At 72.8% G+C, this 15974-nt stretch carries 14 protein-coding genes; 8 read left to right on the forward strand and 6 right to left on the reverse strand.

What is annotated here, in order from left to right:
• Nucleotides 1-48 precede the first annotated feature (48 nt).
• On the reverse strand, nucleotides 49-1137 hold the full coding sequence (locus ACFP3U_RS23055) for a phosphotransferase enzyme family protein (protein WP_380227520.1): 1089 nt from the start codon (nucleotides 1135-1137) through the stop codon (nucleotides 49-51).
• A gap of 65 nt (nucleotides 1138-1202) precedes the next feature.
• Nucleotides 1203-1862 (reverse strand): response regulator, encoded by a 660-nt coding sequence (locus ACFP3U_RS23060; RefSeq protein ID WP_380227521.1) that lies wholly within the window; start codon nucleotides 1860-1862, stop codon nucleotides 1203-1205.
• A gap of 379 nt (nucleotides 1863-2241) precedes the next feature.
• Between ACFP3U_RS23060 and pdhA the strand changes: the two genes are divergently transcribed.
• From pdhA to ACFP3U_RS23075, 3 genes are read left to right on the forward strand one after another with little or no spacing between them, the layout of a single operon-like run.
• A complete protein-coding gene (pdhA, locus tag ACFP3U_RS23065; RefSeq protein ID WP_380227522.1) occupies nucleotides 2242-3384 on the forward strand; it encodes a pyruvate dehydrogenase (acetyl-transferring) E1 component subunit alpha in 1143 nt (380 codons plus the stop codon).
• On the forward strand, nucleotides 3384-4358 hold the full coding sequence (locus ACFP3U_RS23070; RefSeq protein WP_380227523.1) for an alpha-ketoacid dehydrogenase subunit beta: 975 nt from the start codon (nucleotides 3384-3386) through the stop codon (nucleotides 4356-4358). Before pdhA ends, ACFP3U_RS23070 begins: the two co-directional genes overlap by 1 nt.
• A 13-nt stretch (nucleotides 4359-4371) precedes the next feature.
• Complete coding sequence (locus ACFP3U_RS23075; RefSeq protein ID WP_380227524.1) at nucleotides 4372-5766, forward strand: dihydrolipoamide acetyltransferase family protein; 1395 nt, start codon at nucleotides 4372-4374, stop codon at nucleotides 5764-5766.
• 256 nt (nucleotides 5767-6022) lie between these two features.
• Here ACFP3U_RS23075 and ACFP3U_RS23080 read toward each other — a convergent pair whose 3' ends face one another.
• Nucleotides 6023-6868 carry a hypothetical protein gene (locus ACFP3U_RS23080; RefSeq protein WP_380227525.1) on the reverse strand — a complete coding sequence of 282 codons (846 nt, stop codon included), beginning with the start codon at nucleotides 6866-6868 and terminating at the stop codon, nucleotides 6023-6025.
• A 412-nt stretch (nucleotides 6869-7280) separates the two neighbouring features.
• Between ACFP3U_RS23080 and ACFP3U_RS23085 the strand changes: the two genes are divergently transcribed.
• Complete coding sequence (locus ACFP3U_RS23085; protein ID WP_380227526.1) at nucleotides 7281-8516, forward strand: M64 family metallopeptidase; 1236 nt, start codon at nucleotides 7281-7283, stop codon at nucleotides 8514-8516.
• Between the two features lie 120 nt (nucleotides 8517-8636).
• Entirely contained in the window at nucleotides 8637-10037 is a 1401-nt protein-coding gene (locus ACFP3U_RS23090; RefSeq protein WP_380227527.1) for an MFS transporter, read from the forward strand.
• A 60-nt stretch (nucleotides 10038-10097) separates the two neighbouring features.
• Here the strand turns inward: ACFP3U_RS23090 and ACFP3U_RS23095 are convergent, their stop codons facing one another.
• Together ACFP3U_RS23095 and ACFP3U_RS23100 are read right to left on the reverse strand one after the other, a co-directional pair.
• Nucleotides 10098-10934 carry a BRO-N domain-containing protein gene (locus ACFP3U_RS23095; protein ID WP_380227528.1) on the reverse strand — a complete coding sequence of 279 codons (837 nt, stop codon included), beginning with the start codon at nucleotides 10932-10934 and terminating at the stop codon, nucleotides 10098-10100.
• A gap of 151 nt (nucleotides 10935-11085) precedes the next feature.
• Nucleotides 11086-11907, reverse strand: coding sequence for a maleylpyruvate isomerase family mycothiol-dependent enzyme (locus ACFP3U_RS23100; protein ID WP_380227529.1), 822 nt, complete (start codon nucleotides 11905-11907; stop codon nucleotides 11086-11088).
• A gap of 175 nt (nucleotides 11908-12082) precedes the next feature.
• On the opposite strand from ACFP3U_RS23100, the gene ACFP3U_RS23105 reads away from it, so the two are divergent.
• The 3 genes from ACFP3U_RS23105 (at nucleotide 12083) to ACFP3U_RS23115 (ending at nucleotide 14966) form a co-directional block, all read left to right on the forward strand.
• Nucleotides 12083-12880, forward strand: coding sequence for a carbon-nitrogen family hydrolase (locus ACFP3U_RS23105; RefSeq protein ID WP_380227531.1), 798 nt, complete (start codon nucleotides 12083-12085; stop codon nucleotides 12878-12880).
• A 203-nt stretch (nucleotides 12881-13083) separates the two neighbouring features.
• Nucleotides 13084-14202, forward strand: coding sequence for a GntR family transcriptional regulator (locus tag ACFP3U_RS23110; protein ID WP_380227532.1), 1119 nt, complete (start codon nucleotides 13084-13086; stop codon nucleotides 14200-14202).
• Between the two features lie 116 nt (nucleotides 14203-14318).
• Nucleotides 14319-14966 (forward strand): hypothetical protein, encoded by a 648-nt coding sequence (locus tag ACFP3U_RS23115; RefSeq protein WP_380227533.1) that lies wholly within the window; start codon nucleotides 14319-14321, stop codon nucleotides 14964-14966.
• A 76-nt stretch (nucleotides 14967-15042) separates the two neighbouring features.
• On the opposite strand, the gene ACFP3U_RS23120 is transcribed toward ACFP3U_RS23115, so the two are convergent.
• Nucleotides 15043-15828, reverse strand: a complete 786-nt coding sequence (locus ACFP3U_RS23120; protein WP_380227534.1) for an SLATT domain-containing protein — start codon at nucleotides 15826-15828, stop codon at nucleotides 15043-15045.
• Nucleotides 15829-15974: the final 146 nt, after the last annotated feature.

A 15974-nucleotide genomic window follows, 5' to 3' on the forward strand; every position in this document is an offset into this window, starting at 1 on the left:
TGGGCCGGTCGACCGCCGGGTCAGTCGGCGAGTCGGCCGGCCGCCGGGTCAGTTGGCGAAGGCGTCCAGGACCTGCTCGTACTCCTGGCACCACCACGCCAACTGGCCCGCCGAGGCGGGGTAGAGCGGGTCGGCCCGGTGGTCGGCCCGCTGGTAGCGCCACTGGAGCATCCAGAAGTCGTTCAGCCGCTCCCACCAGACCCGGTGGGTCGCGGCGGCCAGGTGCTCGGCCGTGGCGGCCCCGGTCGCCCGGTAGGCCTGCGACCAGTGCCGGACCCGGACGAGGTCCAGCACCCCGGTGGCGCGGTCGTTGAAGACCAGGGTGGCCGCGCGGACGGCCTCCTCCGCGCGGGGCTGCGGCCCCAGCTTGTCCCAGTCCAGGACGGCCGCGATCCGCCCGCCGTGGTGCAGCAGGTTGAGTCCGTGGAAGTCGCCGTGGGTCCAGCCGGTGGGCGGGGCGGACTGCGGGGCGGGCCGCCGGTGGGCGTGCTCGGCGAGCAGCTCCAGCCGTTCGGTCAGCCGGCGCTCGACCAGGGCGTCGAGCTCGCCGTGCGGACGGTGCTCGCGGGCCCGCCGGCGCAGGTCGAGGGCGAGCGCGGTGCTGTCGAGCGGGTCGGCGCTGCCGTAGCCGGAGGGCTGCGCGAGCGGGGCGCAGATGTCGTCGAGGGCGCCGTGCAGCCGGCCGAGCAGCGCGCCGAGTTCGTCGCACTGCGCCAGGGAGAGCTCGGTGCCGTGCCGGTGCCCGCCGTCCACCCAGGGGAAGAGGGCGAAGAGCCGGCCGCCGAAGGGCGCGATCGTGCCGGTCCGCTCGGCGAGCGCCAGCGGGGGCGCGACGGGCAGGCCCAGGGCGGCGAGCGCGCCCATCGCGCGGTGGTGGCCGAGGACCGCCTCGCGGCCGGCGGTCGCGGCGTCGACGTAGCACTTCAGGAAGTAGCCGCCGGCCTCGGCGGTGACCCGGTAGCCGCGGTTCAGCAGGCCTTCGGCGACGGGTTCGGCGGTGAGCAGGCGGCCCACCCGGTAGTGGCGCAGGACCTCGGCGAGCGCGGCGTGGGGGACGGGCGGGCTGAGGGTTCCTATCGGGGGAGCGGTGAGGTCGGGACGGGCTGGTGCGCAGGCGAGGGTCTGGCTGAAAGTCACAGCCAGAGGTTAGGACCTCTCGGCGGGGGGACTTGACAGACCGTCAACTATGTGCATCCACAGCATCAATGCTGGTGGTCCGCCTGGTGCCGGGCCACGAAAGCCGCCGCCTGGGTCCGTCGCTCCATCCCCATCTTGGCGAGCAGACTGGAGACGTAGTTCTTCACCGTCTTTTCGGCGAGGTGCAGTTCATTGCCGATCTGACGATTGGTCATCCCCTCGCCGATCAGGTCCAGGATGCGGCGCTCCTGCTTGGTGAGCTGGGTGAGCCGCTCGTCCTCCTTCTCGCCGCCGTCCCGCAGCCTGGCCAGCACCCGGCTGGTGGCCACCGGGTCGAGCAGCGACTTGCCGGCCGCGACGTCCCGGACGGCGGTGATCAGGTCGGTGCCGCGGATCGCCTTCAGCACGTAGCCGGAGGCGCCCGCCATGATCGAGTCGAACAGGGCCTCGTCGTCGGAGAACGAGGTCAGCATCAGGCACTTGATCTCCGGCAGCCGGGAGCGGATCTCCCGGCAGACCTCGACGCCGTTACCGTCCGGCAGCCGGACGTCGAGCACCGCCACGTCGGGGTGGACGGCCGGGATCCTGGTCAGGGCCTCGGCGGCGGTGCCGGCCTCGCCGACCACCTCGATGTCCTCCTCGACGGAGAGGAGTTCGTGGACACCCCGACGGACCACCTCGTGGTCGTCGAGGAGGAATACCCTGATTTGTCCAATATCAGTCACGCGCAAAGCCTCCCATATCACCCTACGAAATACCTCTCGCCCGCACCGTTCCGGGAATGCGATCCGGCCGGAGCGGTCGAAACCCATGCCGGTAACCCCCTTACGCGGGAGCCTCCGCCCGGATAACGTGCGCTGGTGTCCTGAAGGCGACCGAATTGAGAGCTGCGCCACACGCGCGTTTGTGGACCCCGAACAAGTAGGACGTCCTAGCGCAGACGCGTCGAGGGCGGACGCTGGGTAACGTTCTCGTGAGGGACGCCGTCGGAAAGGGATCACCACCTGCCCCGCAGCGGGTGCGCACACCCACGCGCGCCCCGCGAGGAGGTGACCGGACCGGTCACCGGCGACCCCGGGCGGCCGGACAGACCGAGGAGTGAACGTGACCGTCAAAAGCACGGCGAGGGCGCGCAAGAAGGCGGCCCCCGGCGTCCGCGCCACGGCCAAGGACGCCCAGCCGGAGCTCGTGCAGCTGCTCACCCCGGAAGGCGAGCGGGTCGAGCACCCGGACTTCCCGCTCACCGTGGAGGCGGACGAGCTCCGTGCCCTCTACCGTGACCTGGTGCTGGTACGCCGCTTCGACGCCGAGGCGACCTCGCTGCAGCGCCAGGGCGAGCTGGGCCTGTGGGCCTCGCTGCTCGGCCAGGAGGCCGCCCAGGTCGGCTCCGGTCGCGCGATGCGACCCGGCGACTACGCCTTCCCCACCTACCGCGAGCACGGTGTCGCCTGGTGCCGCGACGTCGACCCGCTGAACCTGCTCGGCATGTTCCGCGGCGTGAACCACGGCGGCTGGGACCCGAACGAGAAGAACTTCCACCTGTACACCATCGTGATCGGCGCGCAGACCCTGCACGCCACCGGATACGCGATGGGCATCACCAAGGACGGCGCCGACGACGCGGTGATCGCGTACTTCGGCGACGGCGCCTCCAGCCAGGGCGACGTCAACGAGGCCTTCACCTTCGCCTCGGTCTACAACTCGCCGGTGGTCTTCTTCTGCCAGAACAACCAGTGGGCGATCTCCGAGCCCACCACCACCCAGACCAAGATCCCGCTGTACCGCCGGGCCTCCGGCTTCGGCTTCCCTGGCATCCGGGTCGACGGCAATGACGTGCTGGCCTGTCTCGCGGTGACCCGCTGGGCCCTGGAGCACGCGCGCACCGGCAACGGCCCGGTGCTGATCGAGGCGTTCACCTACCGGATGGGCGCGCACACCACCTCCGACGACCCGACCCGCTACCGGGGCTCCGAGGAGACCGAGGCCTGGAAGGCCAAGGACCCGATCACCCGGCTCCGCGCCCACCTGGAGAAGGAGGGCCTGGCCGACGAGGAGTTCTTCGCCTCGATCGAGGCCGAGAGCGAGCGGCTCGGGCTGCGGGTGCGCGAGGGCGTGCGCGGCATGCCGGACCCGGACCCCACCCTGATCTTCGACCACGTCTACGCCGAGCCGCACACGCTGGTCGATGAGGAACGGGCCGAGTACGTCGAGTACGCGGCCTCCTTCGAGGCGGGGGAGAACCTCTGATGGCCGGTCAGCTCAGCATTGCCAAGGCGCTCAACGACGCGCTGCGCAAGTCGCTGGAGAGCGACCCGAAGACCGTCCTGATGGGCGAGGACATCGGCAAGCTCGGCGGTGTCTTCCGGATCACCGACGGCCTGCAGAAGGACTTCGGCGAGGACCGGGTGATCGACACCCCGCTCGCCGAGTCCGGCATCGTCGGCACCGCGATCGGCCTCGCGCTGCGCGGCTACCGCCCGGTCGTGGAGATCCAGTTCGACGGCTTCGTCTACCCGGCCTTCGACCAGATCGTCTCCCAGCTGGCCAAGATGCACGCCCGTGCGCTCGGGCACATCAAGCTCCCGGTCACCGTCCGCATCCCCTACGCGGGTGGCATCGGCGCGGTCGAGCACCACAGCGAGTCGCACGAGGCGTACTTCGCGCACACCGCCGGTCTGCGGGTGGTCAGCCCGTCCAACGCGCACGACGCGCACTGGATGCTGCGCCAGTCCATCGAGTCGGACGACCCGGTGATCTTCCTGGAGCCCAAGCGCCGCTACTGGGACAAGGGCGAGGTCGGCGACTCCGCCGACCTGGGCCTGCACGACGCGCGGATCGTCCGGCCCGGCGCCGACGCCACGCTGATCGCCTACGGCCCGATGGTCAAGGTCTGCCTGGAGGCCGCCGCGGCCGCCGAGGAGGACGGCCGCCGGCTGGAGGTCGTCGACCTCCGCTCGCTCTCCCCGGTCGACTTCGCCGCCCTGGAGGAGTCGGTCAGGCGCACCGGGCGCGGCATCGTGGTGCACGAGGCCCCGGTGTTCCTGGGCATGGGCGCGGAGCTGGCCGCTCGGCTCACCGAGCGCTGCTTCTACCACCTGGAGGCGCCGATCCTGCGGGTCGGCGGCTACCACGCGCCGTACCCGCCGTCCCGGGTCGAGGAGTCCTTCCTCCCCGACCTGGACCGCGTGCTCGACGCCGTCGACCGCGCGTTCGCGTACTGACCGGGGAGCGAAGATGACCACCGAAGTTCGCTCGCTCCGCGAGTTCAAGATGCCCGATGTGGGCGAGGGCCTGACCGAGGCCGAGATCCTCAGCTGGTACGTCAAGCCCGGTGACACCGTCACCGACGGGCAGGTCGTCTGCGAGGTCGAGACCGCGAAGGCCGCCGTGGAGCTGCCGATCCCGTTCACCGGGGTCGTCGAGCAGCTCTTCTTCCCGGAGGGCGCGACGGTCGACGTCGGCACCGCGATCATCTCGGTCGCGGTGGCCGGCGGGGCGGGGGCGCCCGCCGCGGCCGCACCCGCCGCTGCTGCCCCGGCCGCCGCTCCGGCGCGGGCCGCGGAGGCCGAGCCCGAGCGGCGCGAGGTGCTGGTCGGCTACGGCCCGCGGACCGGCGGCAGCCAGCGCCGGGCGCGCCGCACCACGGCCGCCGCCCCGGCTCCCGTTGTGGTGCAGGCTCCGGCGCCGGCCGTCGAGGTGTCCGGTGACCGGCCGCTGGCCAAGCCGCCGGTGCGCAAGCTCGCCAAGGACCTCGGGATCGACCTGCGGGCCGTCACCCCGACCGGCCCGGACGGCGTGATCACCCGCGAGGACCTGCACGCCCACGCGGCCACCGCCGCCGCCCCGGCGCCGGCTCCCGTCGAGGCCCCGGCCGCCGAGCCGGCCGTCGCCGCCCCGGTGACCGCCACCGTGGTCCTGCCCGGCGCGGGCGACGTCCGGGTGCCGATCAAGGGCGTCCGCAAGGCGACCGCGCAGGCGATGGTGGCCTCGGCCTTCACCGCCCCGCACGTCACCGAGTTCGTCCAGGTCGACGTGACCCGGACGATGAAGTTCGTCCGCCGGCTCAAGGAGAGCGGCGAGCTGGGCCGGGACGTCCGGGTCAGCCCGCTGCTGCTGGTCGCCAAGGCCCTGCTGACCGCGATCAAGCGCAACCCCGAGATCAACGCCCAGTGGGACGAGGCGGCCCAGGAGATCGTCATCCGGGGCCAGGTGAACCTCGGCATCGCCGCGGCCACCCCGCGCGGCCTGATCGTCCCCAACATCAAGGACGCCGGCGCCCGGACCCTCTCCGGCCTGGCGGTCTCGCTCGGCGAGCTGATCGAGACGGCCCGCCAGGGCAAGACGTCGCCCGGCGACATGCAGGGCGGCACGATCACGATCACCAACGTCGGCGTCTTCGGCGTCGACAGCGGCACCCCGATCCTCAACCCCGGCGAGGCGGCCATCCTCGCCTTCGGGGCGGTCCGGGAACTGCCGTGGGTGCACAAGGGCAAGGTCGTCCCGCGCCAGGTCACCACACTGGCCCTCTCCTTCGACCACCGCCTGGTCGACGGCGAGCTGGGCTCCAAGGTGCTGGCCGACATCGCGGGCATCCTGGAGTACCCGAAGCGCCTGATCACCTGGGGCTGACCCACCCGGGAGACCTGAAGGGGCCTGCCTCCGCACCCTCGTGCGGAGGCAGGCCCCTCGTCATTCCGCGGCCCCGGTGGCGCTCAGGACCAGGCGGTGTCGTCGGCGTGAGCGACGGCGGTCTGCTCGTACATGGCGTGGCTCCAGGTTTCGTCCTCTGATGGGTGGGACGTCCGACTCCGGTCGGGGCTGTCGCCGTTCCGCCGGAACTTCCGCACCACCCTCGGCGGGGGTGTCGTCGGTGTCGGCGTCCGCGTCAGCGCTGGGCGCGCAGTCGGCGGACGGTGAGCACCATGCCCGCGCCGAGCGCGGCGATACCGGCGGCGATGCCCGCGAGCAGGCCGTTCGGGGTGCCGGCGCCGGTCTGGGCGAGCTCCGGGGTGCCGGCCGGCGCGGTGGTGGCCGGCGCGGTGGTGGGGGTGCTCTTCGGCGCGGCCGGGGCGGCCGGCTTCGCGGTCTCCTTGGCGGGTGCGGGCTTCGAGGTCGGGGCGGGCTTCGGCGCGGTCGGGTGGTCCACCGCGAAGGTGCGGTTCGCGCCCAGGCCGTGAGTGGCGGGCCCGACCTTGGCCGAGGTGCCGACGTTGAACGACTTCAGGTCGACGGCCTTGCCCGAGACGGTGATGCGGAAGCGGAAGTCGGCGGTCTGACCGTCCGCGAGGTTCTTGGAGATCAGCGAGCTGGTGTCCGCCCACATCACGGGGTCGCAGAACTGCTGGAGCGGGAGCTTCTTCCAGCCGTTGGGCGTGGCCGCCTCGACCGTGAAGTCCGAGATCCGGTTGCCGCTCGTGCTGTCCAGCGCGATCAGCGGCCGGACGCGCTGGTACGGCGCGCCGGTGGAGTTGCGGAGGCTGACGGAGACCTCGAGGGGCTTTCCGCCGGCGGTGACGTGCTGACCTTCAGGGGCCGTCTTGAAGGCGATGGAGAGGTCACCGTGGTGGTCGGCGGACTCGGCTGCCACAGCGGCGGCCTCGTCGGCGGCGGACACCGGCCCGGCCGCGCCGCAGGCCCAGGAGGACTCGGCGGTCAGGAGCTGGACGGAGCCGGCGAGCAGCAGGGTGGCGGCGACAGCCGCGACGCGGCGGTGGACAACGGTGTTCTTCATGGAAACGGGCATGGTGGACGTGCGCATGACAGGACCCCCCGAGGGCTGATGTCGTGGTGATGGTGGTGGGTGGTGAAGGTGGCCGGATCGCTCCGTCGACTCGGTAGCGCCCCCCCGGCCTTCGCCGGTCTCGCTCTCTCCCGCGTCCTTCGTCCGTACAGACCCCGATCCGGGGCCCGTAGTTGCAGGATGAACAAAAGATTTTCACGATTATTTTCGGTAATTCCATGGTCACGGGTAGTGATCCTGATCAACCTGGTCGGGCTCATAGGTATGACTGGTGGATTCCGGTCGTTCGTCCAGGCCGGTGACTTTTTCGCCGTTCGGTGGGGACGACACGCCGGGCCGGGTACGTCTTCGCGTCCACCACCCGGGCGACGCCGGGTGACCGGAAGGTCGAGGACGCACCCGTATGCCGCCTGGCAACCCTGGCCGGATCGTCCGGAGTCTGGCCGCGCTCGTGCTGGTGTCCACCGCCGTACTCCCGGCCGCGCTCGAACTGGCCGGACCCTCACCGTTCGGGGTGATCGGGGCCGGCGCCCCGGCCGACCGCGCGGTGCCACCGCACACCGCGGTGCAGCGCGCCGAGCTGCGCACCGCCGGGGACGCGCCGACCGTCGACATACGGCGGACCGGGGACCCGGCCAACCGGATCACCCTCGTCCTGCTCGGCGACGGCTACACCGCCGAGGAGCAGGACGCCTTCCGCGAACAGGCCGACCGGGCCTGGCGCGCGCTGATGGAGATCGAGCCGTTCCGCAGCTACCAGGGGTTCTTCAACATAAGGCGGGTCGAGGTGGTCTCCCCGGTCTCCGGGATCGCCGAGACCGAGAGCCGCGGCCGCAACCCGGCCACGCCGCTCGGCATGCACTTCTGGTGCGAGGGCACCGCCCGGCTGCTCTGCGCCGACGAGGAGGCGACCGCCCGGTACGCCGGCCGCGGCGAGGGCCCGCAGTACCTCATCGCGCTGGCCAACTCCACCGAGTACGGCGGAGCCGGCGGCACCGGGGTGACCACCCTGGCCGGCGGCAGTGCCGACGCCGGGCGGATCATCCAGCACGAGATAGGGCACACCGTCGGCGACCTCGGCGACGAGTACGACAGCGCGCCCGACGACGCCGACTACCCCAACCTCGCCACCGAGAACGCCGAGGAGATGCGCCGCAAGCAGTCCAAGTGGTGGCGCTGGCTCGGCGTGGAGTCCCCGGACGGCGCCGGGACCGTCGGCGCCTACCGCAGCGCCAACGGCATCTACCGGCCCACCCCGGACTCGGTGATGCGCACCCTCGGCGGGGCGTACAACCTGCCCTCGCGGGAGGCGATCATCGAGGAGATCTACCGCCGGATCCGCCCCACCGACACCCCCGTGCCGGCCCCCGGCGACGTCACCGGCCGGCCCCGACTGGAGGTCAGGCCGGTCCCGCTGACCGGGGCCCGGCAACTGCGGGTGGACTGGACGGTGGACGGCGTCCCGGTCGAACCGCAGGCGGCCGACCGCAGCTGGCTGGACACCGCCCCGCTGGCGCTGGAGCCCGGGCACAGCACCAACGTCACGGCGACCGTCCGGGACACCACGGACTGGGTCCGCGACGAGGCCTTCCGGGAGCGCTACATGACGCGCTCGGTCTCCTGGACGGTGGTCGGCTGAGCGGGGCGCGTGCGGGCGCGCGGGGGGTCGACGGGGTCCGGGCCGGAGGGGGCGCCGCACGTCCGTCCCCCGGGCCCCGCCCTGGGGATCCAATGATGGGATGACTACCCTGGGGCCACTATGACCGTGGAGCCCGCCAGTTCAGCCCGCCCCCAGTCCGCCTCCGCTCCCCGTGCCGCCGACGACCGCCCCGCCGGCCTCACCACCGCCGGCCTCACCACCACCGGCCTCACCACCGGCCATCCGCAGCCGCCGGGTGGCCGGGCCGCCTGGCTGGCCTGGTCGATCGGCGTCACCGTCTACGTCCTGGCGGTCATCCACCGCACCAGCCTCGGCGTCGCGGGCCTGGACGCCGCCGACCGCTTCGGCATCGGCGCCTCCGCGCTCTCCACCTTCTCGATCCTCCAGGTCCTCGTCTACGCGGCCATGCAGATACCCGTCGGCGTGCTGGTCGACCGCTTCGGGCCGCGCAAGGTCCTGCTGCTCGGCGTCCTGCTGCTCAGCACCGGCCAGCTCGCCTTCGCCTTCTCCGACGCCTTCGGCCCCGCACTGGCCTCCCGGGCCGTGCTCGGCTGCGGCGACGCGATGACCTTCATCAGCGTGCTGCGGATCGCCGCCCGCTGGTTCCCCGCCGCCAAGAACCCGCTGATCGCCCAGCTCACCGGCCTCGCCGGGATGAGCGGCAACCTGGTGACCACCGTCGTCCTCGCCCAGGCCCTGCGCAGCGAGGGCTGGACGCCCACCTTCGCCACCATCGCCCTGCTCGGCACCGCCGTCTTCGCGCTCGTCGCGCTCTTCCTCCGCGAGGCACCGGAGGGGGCCGTGCCGACCGCGTCGACCGGGTCGGCGGCACCGGCGGCCGACCGGCCCCGGCTCGCCGTCGGGCGGCAGGTCCGGGAGGCCTGGCGGGAGCCGGGAACCCGGCTCGGGCTCTGGATCCACTTCACCACGCCGTTCCCGGGCAACGCCTTCGGGCTGCTGTGGGGCCTGCCGTACCTCGTCGAGGCCCAGGGCATGACCCGCACCGAGGCCGGCGGGCTGCTCACCCTGCTGGTGCTCGCCAACATGAGCTTCGGCTTCCTGTTCGGCCGGCTGCTCTCCCGCACCCCCCGGGCCCGGATGCCGATCGTGCTCACCACCATCGCGGTCACCGCACTGCTCTGGGCGGTGACCCTCGCCTGGCCCGAGGGTCACCCGCCGCTCTGGCTGCTGGTCACCCTCGTCCTGGTGATGGGCAGCAACGGCCCGGCCTCGCTGGTCGGCCTCGACTACGCCCGCGCCCACAACCCCGTCGAACGCTTCGGCACGGCCTCCGGCATCGTCAACATGGGCGGCTTCATCGGCACGATGATCACCCTGTTCGGCATCGGCGTCCTCCTCGACACCCTGACCCCGGCCGACGCGGGCACCTACTCCGCGAGCGCCTTCCGGTGGGCCTTCTGCTGGCTGTACGTCCCGATGGCGGCGGGCACCCTGATGATCCTGCGCCTGCGCCGGAAGCTCGCGGCGGCGGCGCCGTAGGGTTACTGACCTGCGGAAAGGGGGTAACCCTTGTTTCGAACAAGGGTTACCCCCGTTCGGTCAGCCCGCGTACTCGCGCATGAACTCGGCGATCTGCGGGGGCGTCCCGATGATCCGGGCGCCGTGCAATTCGACGAGCACGTTCTCGGGACCGCGTTCAGGGGTTTCCCCGGACGCCGGCGGAGCCCCGGCCTCGTCCCGCATCCGGACCAGGTCCACGATCCGCAGCTTCGGGCAGCCCGGGACCACGCGGCTGCCCCGGATCCCGACGTGCTCCCCGCCCGGGCACTCGAAGTACGGGCCGAACGGCGGGCCGCTGTCGTCCGGGCCGGGAAGCCGGAGCGCCATGTCCCCGTGCCGACAGTGGACCGTGCCGTCGGAGTGGACGGTCAGGCCCGGCCAGTCCTCGTGCTCGATCCGCGCGACGACGTACACCTGCTGCCCGATCGCCTCGGTGAGCGTCTCCGCCATCCGCCGCTGCTGGGTGGGGATGTCGGTGTCGCCCCGGCGGATGGACGGGAGCAGCTCGTGGGTGACCCAGTCCTGAAACGGCTTGGCATTGGGCTTCTTGGACCTCATGACGAGGAGGTAGAGCCCAGCCTCGCTGACGAGGTTCAGCATCGGGTTTCCACGAGTGGGGGCATTCCCACCTGCGGAAACGTCGTATGCCTGAGTTGAACTCAGGCATACCGAGCGCATATCCACCGTCCGCGTGTCGCGGGCATCGACCATCCTGCTGGCCCAGCTCGGGCTTCCCCGGTCGAGCACGGCGCACACATCGGTGGTCGCGAACCACGGCTCGCCGTTGATCATCACGACCCTGATCGGCTGGCCCGTGACCGGGAAGCTCGACCGGACCAGTTCCATCCGTTCCTGCATCGTCTGTTCGTCGTCCATCTGTGGACGCCCCTCCTTCTTCCGGGTGACGCTGCCCGGAACAACGAGGCCGAACGGTCGGGGCCACTGGTCCCAACGTGACGCACGGGAGCACGAGGCGCACCCACCCGGCGCGCACGATCCGTGTACGCCGGGCGGGTGACGCGACGGGCTACGGGGTGACGGAGAAGTTCGCCAGGACGCGCTCGGCGAGCTCCTTGTCCCCCTCGACGATCACCGAGCCGGGGCGGCCGCGGCCGCAGGCGAGGCGCATGTACGTCTCCCAGTCGAGGGTGAGCTGGACGTCGGGGGCCAGGCTGATGGACTCGTCGACGCTGCCGCGTCCGGCGGAGTCGACCCGGACGGTGCGTAGGAACTCCACCGGGCCGGTGACGTCGACGACCAGGGTGCTCCCGGCCGGGGCGCCGGCCCGGTGGGCGACGGCCTTCGGCAGGCCCTGCAACAGGACGTCGCGGGCGACCTGGGCGGCCGGGGAGTCGAGGTTGCCGGGAGCGCCGAGGGCGCGGCGGAGGTCCTGCTCGTGCACCCAGACGTCGAAGGCGCGCAGGCGGAGCAGCTCGTGGTACGGGATGTCGCGGCTCTGCGGGCCGGCCGGCCAGCGGACCGGCTCGTTGGGCATCTGCTTGGCGTTCCGCAGCGCCCGGGAGCGGCGGATGATCGTGTACTCCAGCTCGCTGGTCATCTCCAACGCCGTGTGGCACCGCCGCTTGTCGACGGGCAGTTCGAGGTAGCGGGTGGCCTCGGTGGTGACGTGGCGCAGGTCGCGCGGCAGCGAGTGGATCGGCCGCGGGTCGCCCAGGAGCTCGGACTCGACGGCGATCACGTGTGAGACGACGTCCCGGACGGACCAGCCGGGGCACTCCGTGGCCCGGTTCCAGGAGCCCTCCGGCAGAGGGGTCACCAGTTCGGATATCGCCTCGATGGACTGCGTCCACGCGTCGGTGTACGCCTGCACGGTCTGGTTGTCCGTCACGGGAATCTCCGGCCCTCCGTCAGCTGCCTTGCCACGCGTGCCCGCGCGTTCCGGGATCGGCCGGGAAGGTCCGGCATCCGGGCGCACACGCTAACCGCACGTTACGCTGCCTGGTGAGAGCAGGGCAGCGCTTTCGGGTGACGATCGTAGGACTCTTGTCGTGGACGGTGGTACTGTGCGCGCTTCATTGATCCAACTCGCGGTCTCCGACGCCGAGCCCCCGGCCGAGCGGCGGGCCCGCGCGGCCGCTCTGGTGCGGGCCCAGCAGGGGTCCGATCTGGTGGTCCTCCCCGAGCTGTGGGCGCTCGGCGGATTCGCCTACGACCTCTGGTCGGACGGTGCCGAGGCGCTGGACGGGCCGACCTCGGACGCGATGGCGTCGGCGGCGAAGGCGGCGGGGGTCTGGCTGCACGCCGGTTCGATCGTCGAGCGCGACCCGGACGGGCCGATCTACAACACCTCGCTGCTGTTCGCCCCGGACGGGGAGCTGGCGCACACCTACCGCAAGATCCACCGCTTCGGCTTCGACAGCGGTGAGGCGGTGGTGATGGGCGCGGGGCAGGAGATCGTCACCGCGGCCACCGACGTCGGCACGCTGGGCCTGGCGACCTGCTACGACCTGCGGTTCCCGGAGCTGTTCCGGGCGCTGCTGGACGCCGGTGCGCAGGTGCTGGTGGTCCCGGCGGCCTGGCCGGCGCGGCGGCGGGAGCACTGGACGCTGCTGAACCGGGCGCGCGCGGTGGAGGAGCAGGCGTACGTGCTGGCCTGCAACACGGCGGGGACACACGGCGGGGTCGAGCAGGCGGGCCACAGCATCGCGGTGGATCCGTGGGGCCGGGTGCTGGCCGAGGCGGGGCCCGGTGAGGAGGTGCTGACCGTGGAGTTCGATCCGGCCGAGGTGGCCAAGGCGCGGGACGAGTTCCCGGTGCACCGGGACCGGCTGCTCGGCATCCCGGCGCCGGTCCAGCGCTGACGGCGCCCCCGAAGCTGTACCGGGCAGGGCGTACGAGGACAGGTAGACGAGGGCAGCCGCGCGGGGAGTGCGGCCGGGGCGCATGTGGGGGCTTGTACACGGGCGTGTCCTTTTTGAGAAGATGAGCCCTCGTCGTGTTACCAGCCGTTCTTCCGCAGGTCTGTCCCCGTCAGGCCGCCAGCCCACCCGAGGAGGTCGCGCGCATGTCCGGCACCGGCGCGGGCGACACCCGCCCCGTGATCCAGCGCAACAGCCTGCGCGAGCAGATCGCGGGCGCGCTGCGCGAGGAGATGATGGCCGGCCGGCTCGCCGCCGGGCAGAACTTCACCGTCAAGGAGATCGCCGAGCTCTACGGCGTCTCGGCGACCCCGGCCCGCGAGGCGCTGGTCGACCTCGCCTCGCAGGGGCTGCTCCGGGCCGCGCACCACCGGGGCTTCACCGTCCCCGAGTTCGGCTGGGACGACTTCCGGGAGATCTTCGAGGCCCGGGTGCTGATCAGCGACAGCTACTTCCGTCGGCTGTCCGTGAACCCCGGTCCGACCGACGAGAGCCGGATGCCCTCGCTGCGCCGCCGGGCGGACGCTGCGGTGCGGGCGGCCCGGGCGGGCAACCTGGACGTCATGGTGGGCTGCGACCGCCGGTTCTGGCAGGAGATCTCCGGCCTGCTGCGCAACCGCAGGATCGCCGACTACCTGGACTGGCTGCGGGTGCAGTCGTGGATGTTCGCCGCGCGGTACCTGCGGTCGATGCCGCAGCTGGCCGGGGTCTGCTGGGACGGCCATCTCGACCTGGTGGACGCGATCGAGTCGCGCGACGTGGTGCGCGCGCACCGGCTCGTCTGCGCGTACAACCTCTTCACCGTCGAGCTGCTGGCCGAGCTGGCCGGGCAGCCGGTGGAGTCGGTGGGGGTGCTGCCGCTGCTGACCGGGTGGTCCGCCGGTGCGCCGGACGGGCCCGCGGCCGGTGCCTCGGACGGCGCCGTACCGAGGAGCGCGTCGGACGGCCCCGAGGCCCAGGACGACCCGGCGGCGGGCGGAACGGAGGCCGCGGAGGCCGCGGAGCCCCCGGGGGACGCAGCGGCGGGCCGGACCGGCGCGGGCACCGCGCACCACCGGACCGAGCCGGGCCGCGCGGCCGGCGGTGCCCGGAACCGGGAGCGCGAGCTGGGCCGGGAGCTGGGCCGTGAACTCGGCCTGGGCCTCGGCCTGGTGCCGCAGCCGCGGTCGGTGCCGTACGGGCGGTTCGGCCACCGGTCGCCCGAGCCGCCGTCCGGCCAACTGCCCGAGGGGCGGCCGGATCCGCATCGCGCGCCGGGCCGGTAGGGTGGGCGGTCGTTCGCCCCGGCCGCTCCTCGTACCGATCGTCCGGGTGCCGACCCGCCCATCCGCCGTCCGCCGCCGCGCGGCCGGTCACCGCAGCCCGAGAGGAAGAGCCGGCCATGGCCTGCGACCTCTGGCTCGTCCCGCTGGTGGACGTGCTGAGCCACAGCCCCGACAACCCCTTCCGGGACGACCTCGTGCTCTACAACCGGGTGCTGGCCGCGAACGGCCTGCCCGAGATGCCGGTCTACCGGTACGTGCCGGGGCTGAGCGGGGCGGTCGAGCCGATAGCCGCCTTCGACTACGACTCGCTGCACTTCCTGCGCCGGGCCTACCTGCTGGGCCTCACCGGTCTGGACATCACACCGGTGGACGAGCTGGGCGGTGACTACGAGCAGCTGCTGGAGATGTTCGAGAGCAGCGCCGAGCAGTCGCACCTGGTCTGGCACTTCGACCACGCCGGCGCCTATGTGCCGATCGAGTTCGCCGTCCCGCTGGTGGAGGAGTCGCTGCTCGCCGCGGGCGGGCCGCTCGGCTCCAGCCACGGGCTGCTGCGCGAGCTCCAGGCCGTCGCCCCGGCGCTGGGCATCGACCCGCTCGACCCGCCGGCGCCGACCCGGCCGCTCGGCCCGACCGGCCTGGAGCAGCCGTTCGGCCCGCCGCTGGACGACCTGCACCCCTTCGCCCGGGAGCGGCACGCCTGGGCGGGCCTGTACGCGGCGGCGACCCGGAGCCTGCACCAGGGCTCGATGATCGTCTTCGCCTGAGCCCGGCCGGGCCAGCCTGAGCCCGGCCGGACCCGGACGGCACCCCGCGAGCCGTCCGCCGTCCGCCCGCCCTCCGCTACCGCAGTGGCCCCTCCGGCGGCCGTTGGCGCGGCATGGTGGGCCTGGCCCCCGGCGGCGGCAGCACCCGCACCTGGGCGCCGACGCCCGGCTCGGTGCGACCGCCCCAACTGCCGGAGGCCTGGGTCGGCAGCTGGGTCATCCCGGCCCGGAACTCCAGCATCCACTCCGAGGTCTCGGTACGGACCATGTCCGAGATGTCCTCGCAGAACCGCCGCAGCACCCCGAGGCACCGCTCGGCGGCCTCGCCCGCGGTGCCCTCGGTGGGGCCGAGCACCTCCCGGACGCACTCCGACGCCCAGTCGAACTGGAAGGCCTCCAGTCGGCGCTGGAGCGCCTGCGCGGTGGAGACGTCGCGCATCCAGCCGGAGGTCAGGCCGAACGCCCGGTCCGCGCCGTAGCAGGCGCCGGCCAGCGCCAGCCCGACGTAGCCCCAGCTGGTGGCGTGGGCGACCGTCCCGGTGAGGTCGACCAGCGGGGCGGTGACCCCGCCGACCGCGAAGCCGGCCGTGCCGAACCGCAGCAGCCGGGCCCAGCGGCGCTTCCAGACCCGGTCCCTGCGGTACCAGTCGATGGCCTCGACCGCCCGCTCCTCGGACCAGCGGTACAGCTCCTCCAGTCGCTCGGCGGGCTCGCCCCAGTCCCCGAGCGGGAACTGGCGGGCGCTCAGATCGGACCGGCGGCGGGTCGAGGCGCGGCGCGCGACGGTCGCGGCGGGCGGGTCCTCCTCGCCGATCTCCTTGCCCCAGGCACTCTCCTCGGGCTGCATTTCCGGCTGGCTCACCTGTGGGGCTCCCTGTGGCGGGCGGACTGCTGGTCTGGCTGGTTCCGACTCTGCGCGGACCGGCGTGACGGGCCTGACGGCCCGTGAAACGCCGGACGACGCGCCGAACACGCCTCCTCCGGGGCGGGGTGTGGGTGTCCCGGGGC

Source organism: Kitasatospora misakiensis, from assembly GCF_042656005.1.
Lineage (GTDB): Bacteria > Actinomycetota > Actinomycetes > Streptomycetales > Streptomycetaceae > Kitasatospora > Kitasatospora misakiensis.

What these genes read in the sequence shown, in the direction of transcription:
- ACFP3U_RS23070 (WP_380227523.1), top strand. Translation starts at nt 3,384, where the DNA reads ATGGCCGGTCAGCTCAGCATTGCCAAGGCGCTCAACGACGCGCTGCGC.
- ACFP3U_RS23075 (WP_380227524.1), top strand. Translation starts at nt 4,372, where the DNA reads ATGACCACCGAAGTTCGCTCGCTCCGCGAGTTCAAGATGCCCGATGTG.
- ACFP3U_RS23080 (WP_380227525.1), bottom strand. Translation starts at nt 6,868, where the DNA reads ATGAAGAACACCGTTGTCCACCGCCGCGTCGCGGCTGTCGCCGCCACC.
- ACFP3U_RS23085 (WP_380227526.1), top strand. Translation starts at nt 7,281, where the DNA reads ATGCCGCCTGGCAACCCTGGCCGGATCGTCCGGAGTCTGGCCGCGCTC.
- ACFP3U_RS23090 (WP_380227527.1), top strand. Translation starts at nt 8,637, where the DNA reads ATGACCGTGGAGCCCGCCAGTTCAGCCCGCCCCCAGTCCGCCTCCGCT.
- ACFP3U_RS23095 (WP_380227528.1), bottom strand. Translation starts at nt 10,934, where the DNA reads ATGGACGACGAACAGACGATGCAGGAACGGATGGAACTGGTCCGGTCG.
- ACFP3U_RS23110 (WP_380227532.1), top strand. Translation starts at nt 13,084, where the DNA reads ATGTCCGGCACCGGCGCGGGCGACACCCGCCCCGTGATCCAGCGCAAC.
- ACFP3U_RS23115 (WP_380227533.1), top strand. Translation starts at nt 14,319, where the DNA reads ATGGCCTGCGACCTCTGGCTCGTCCCGCTGGTGGACGTGCTGAGCCAC.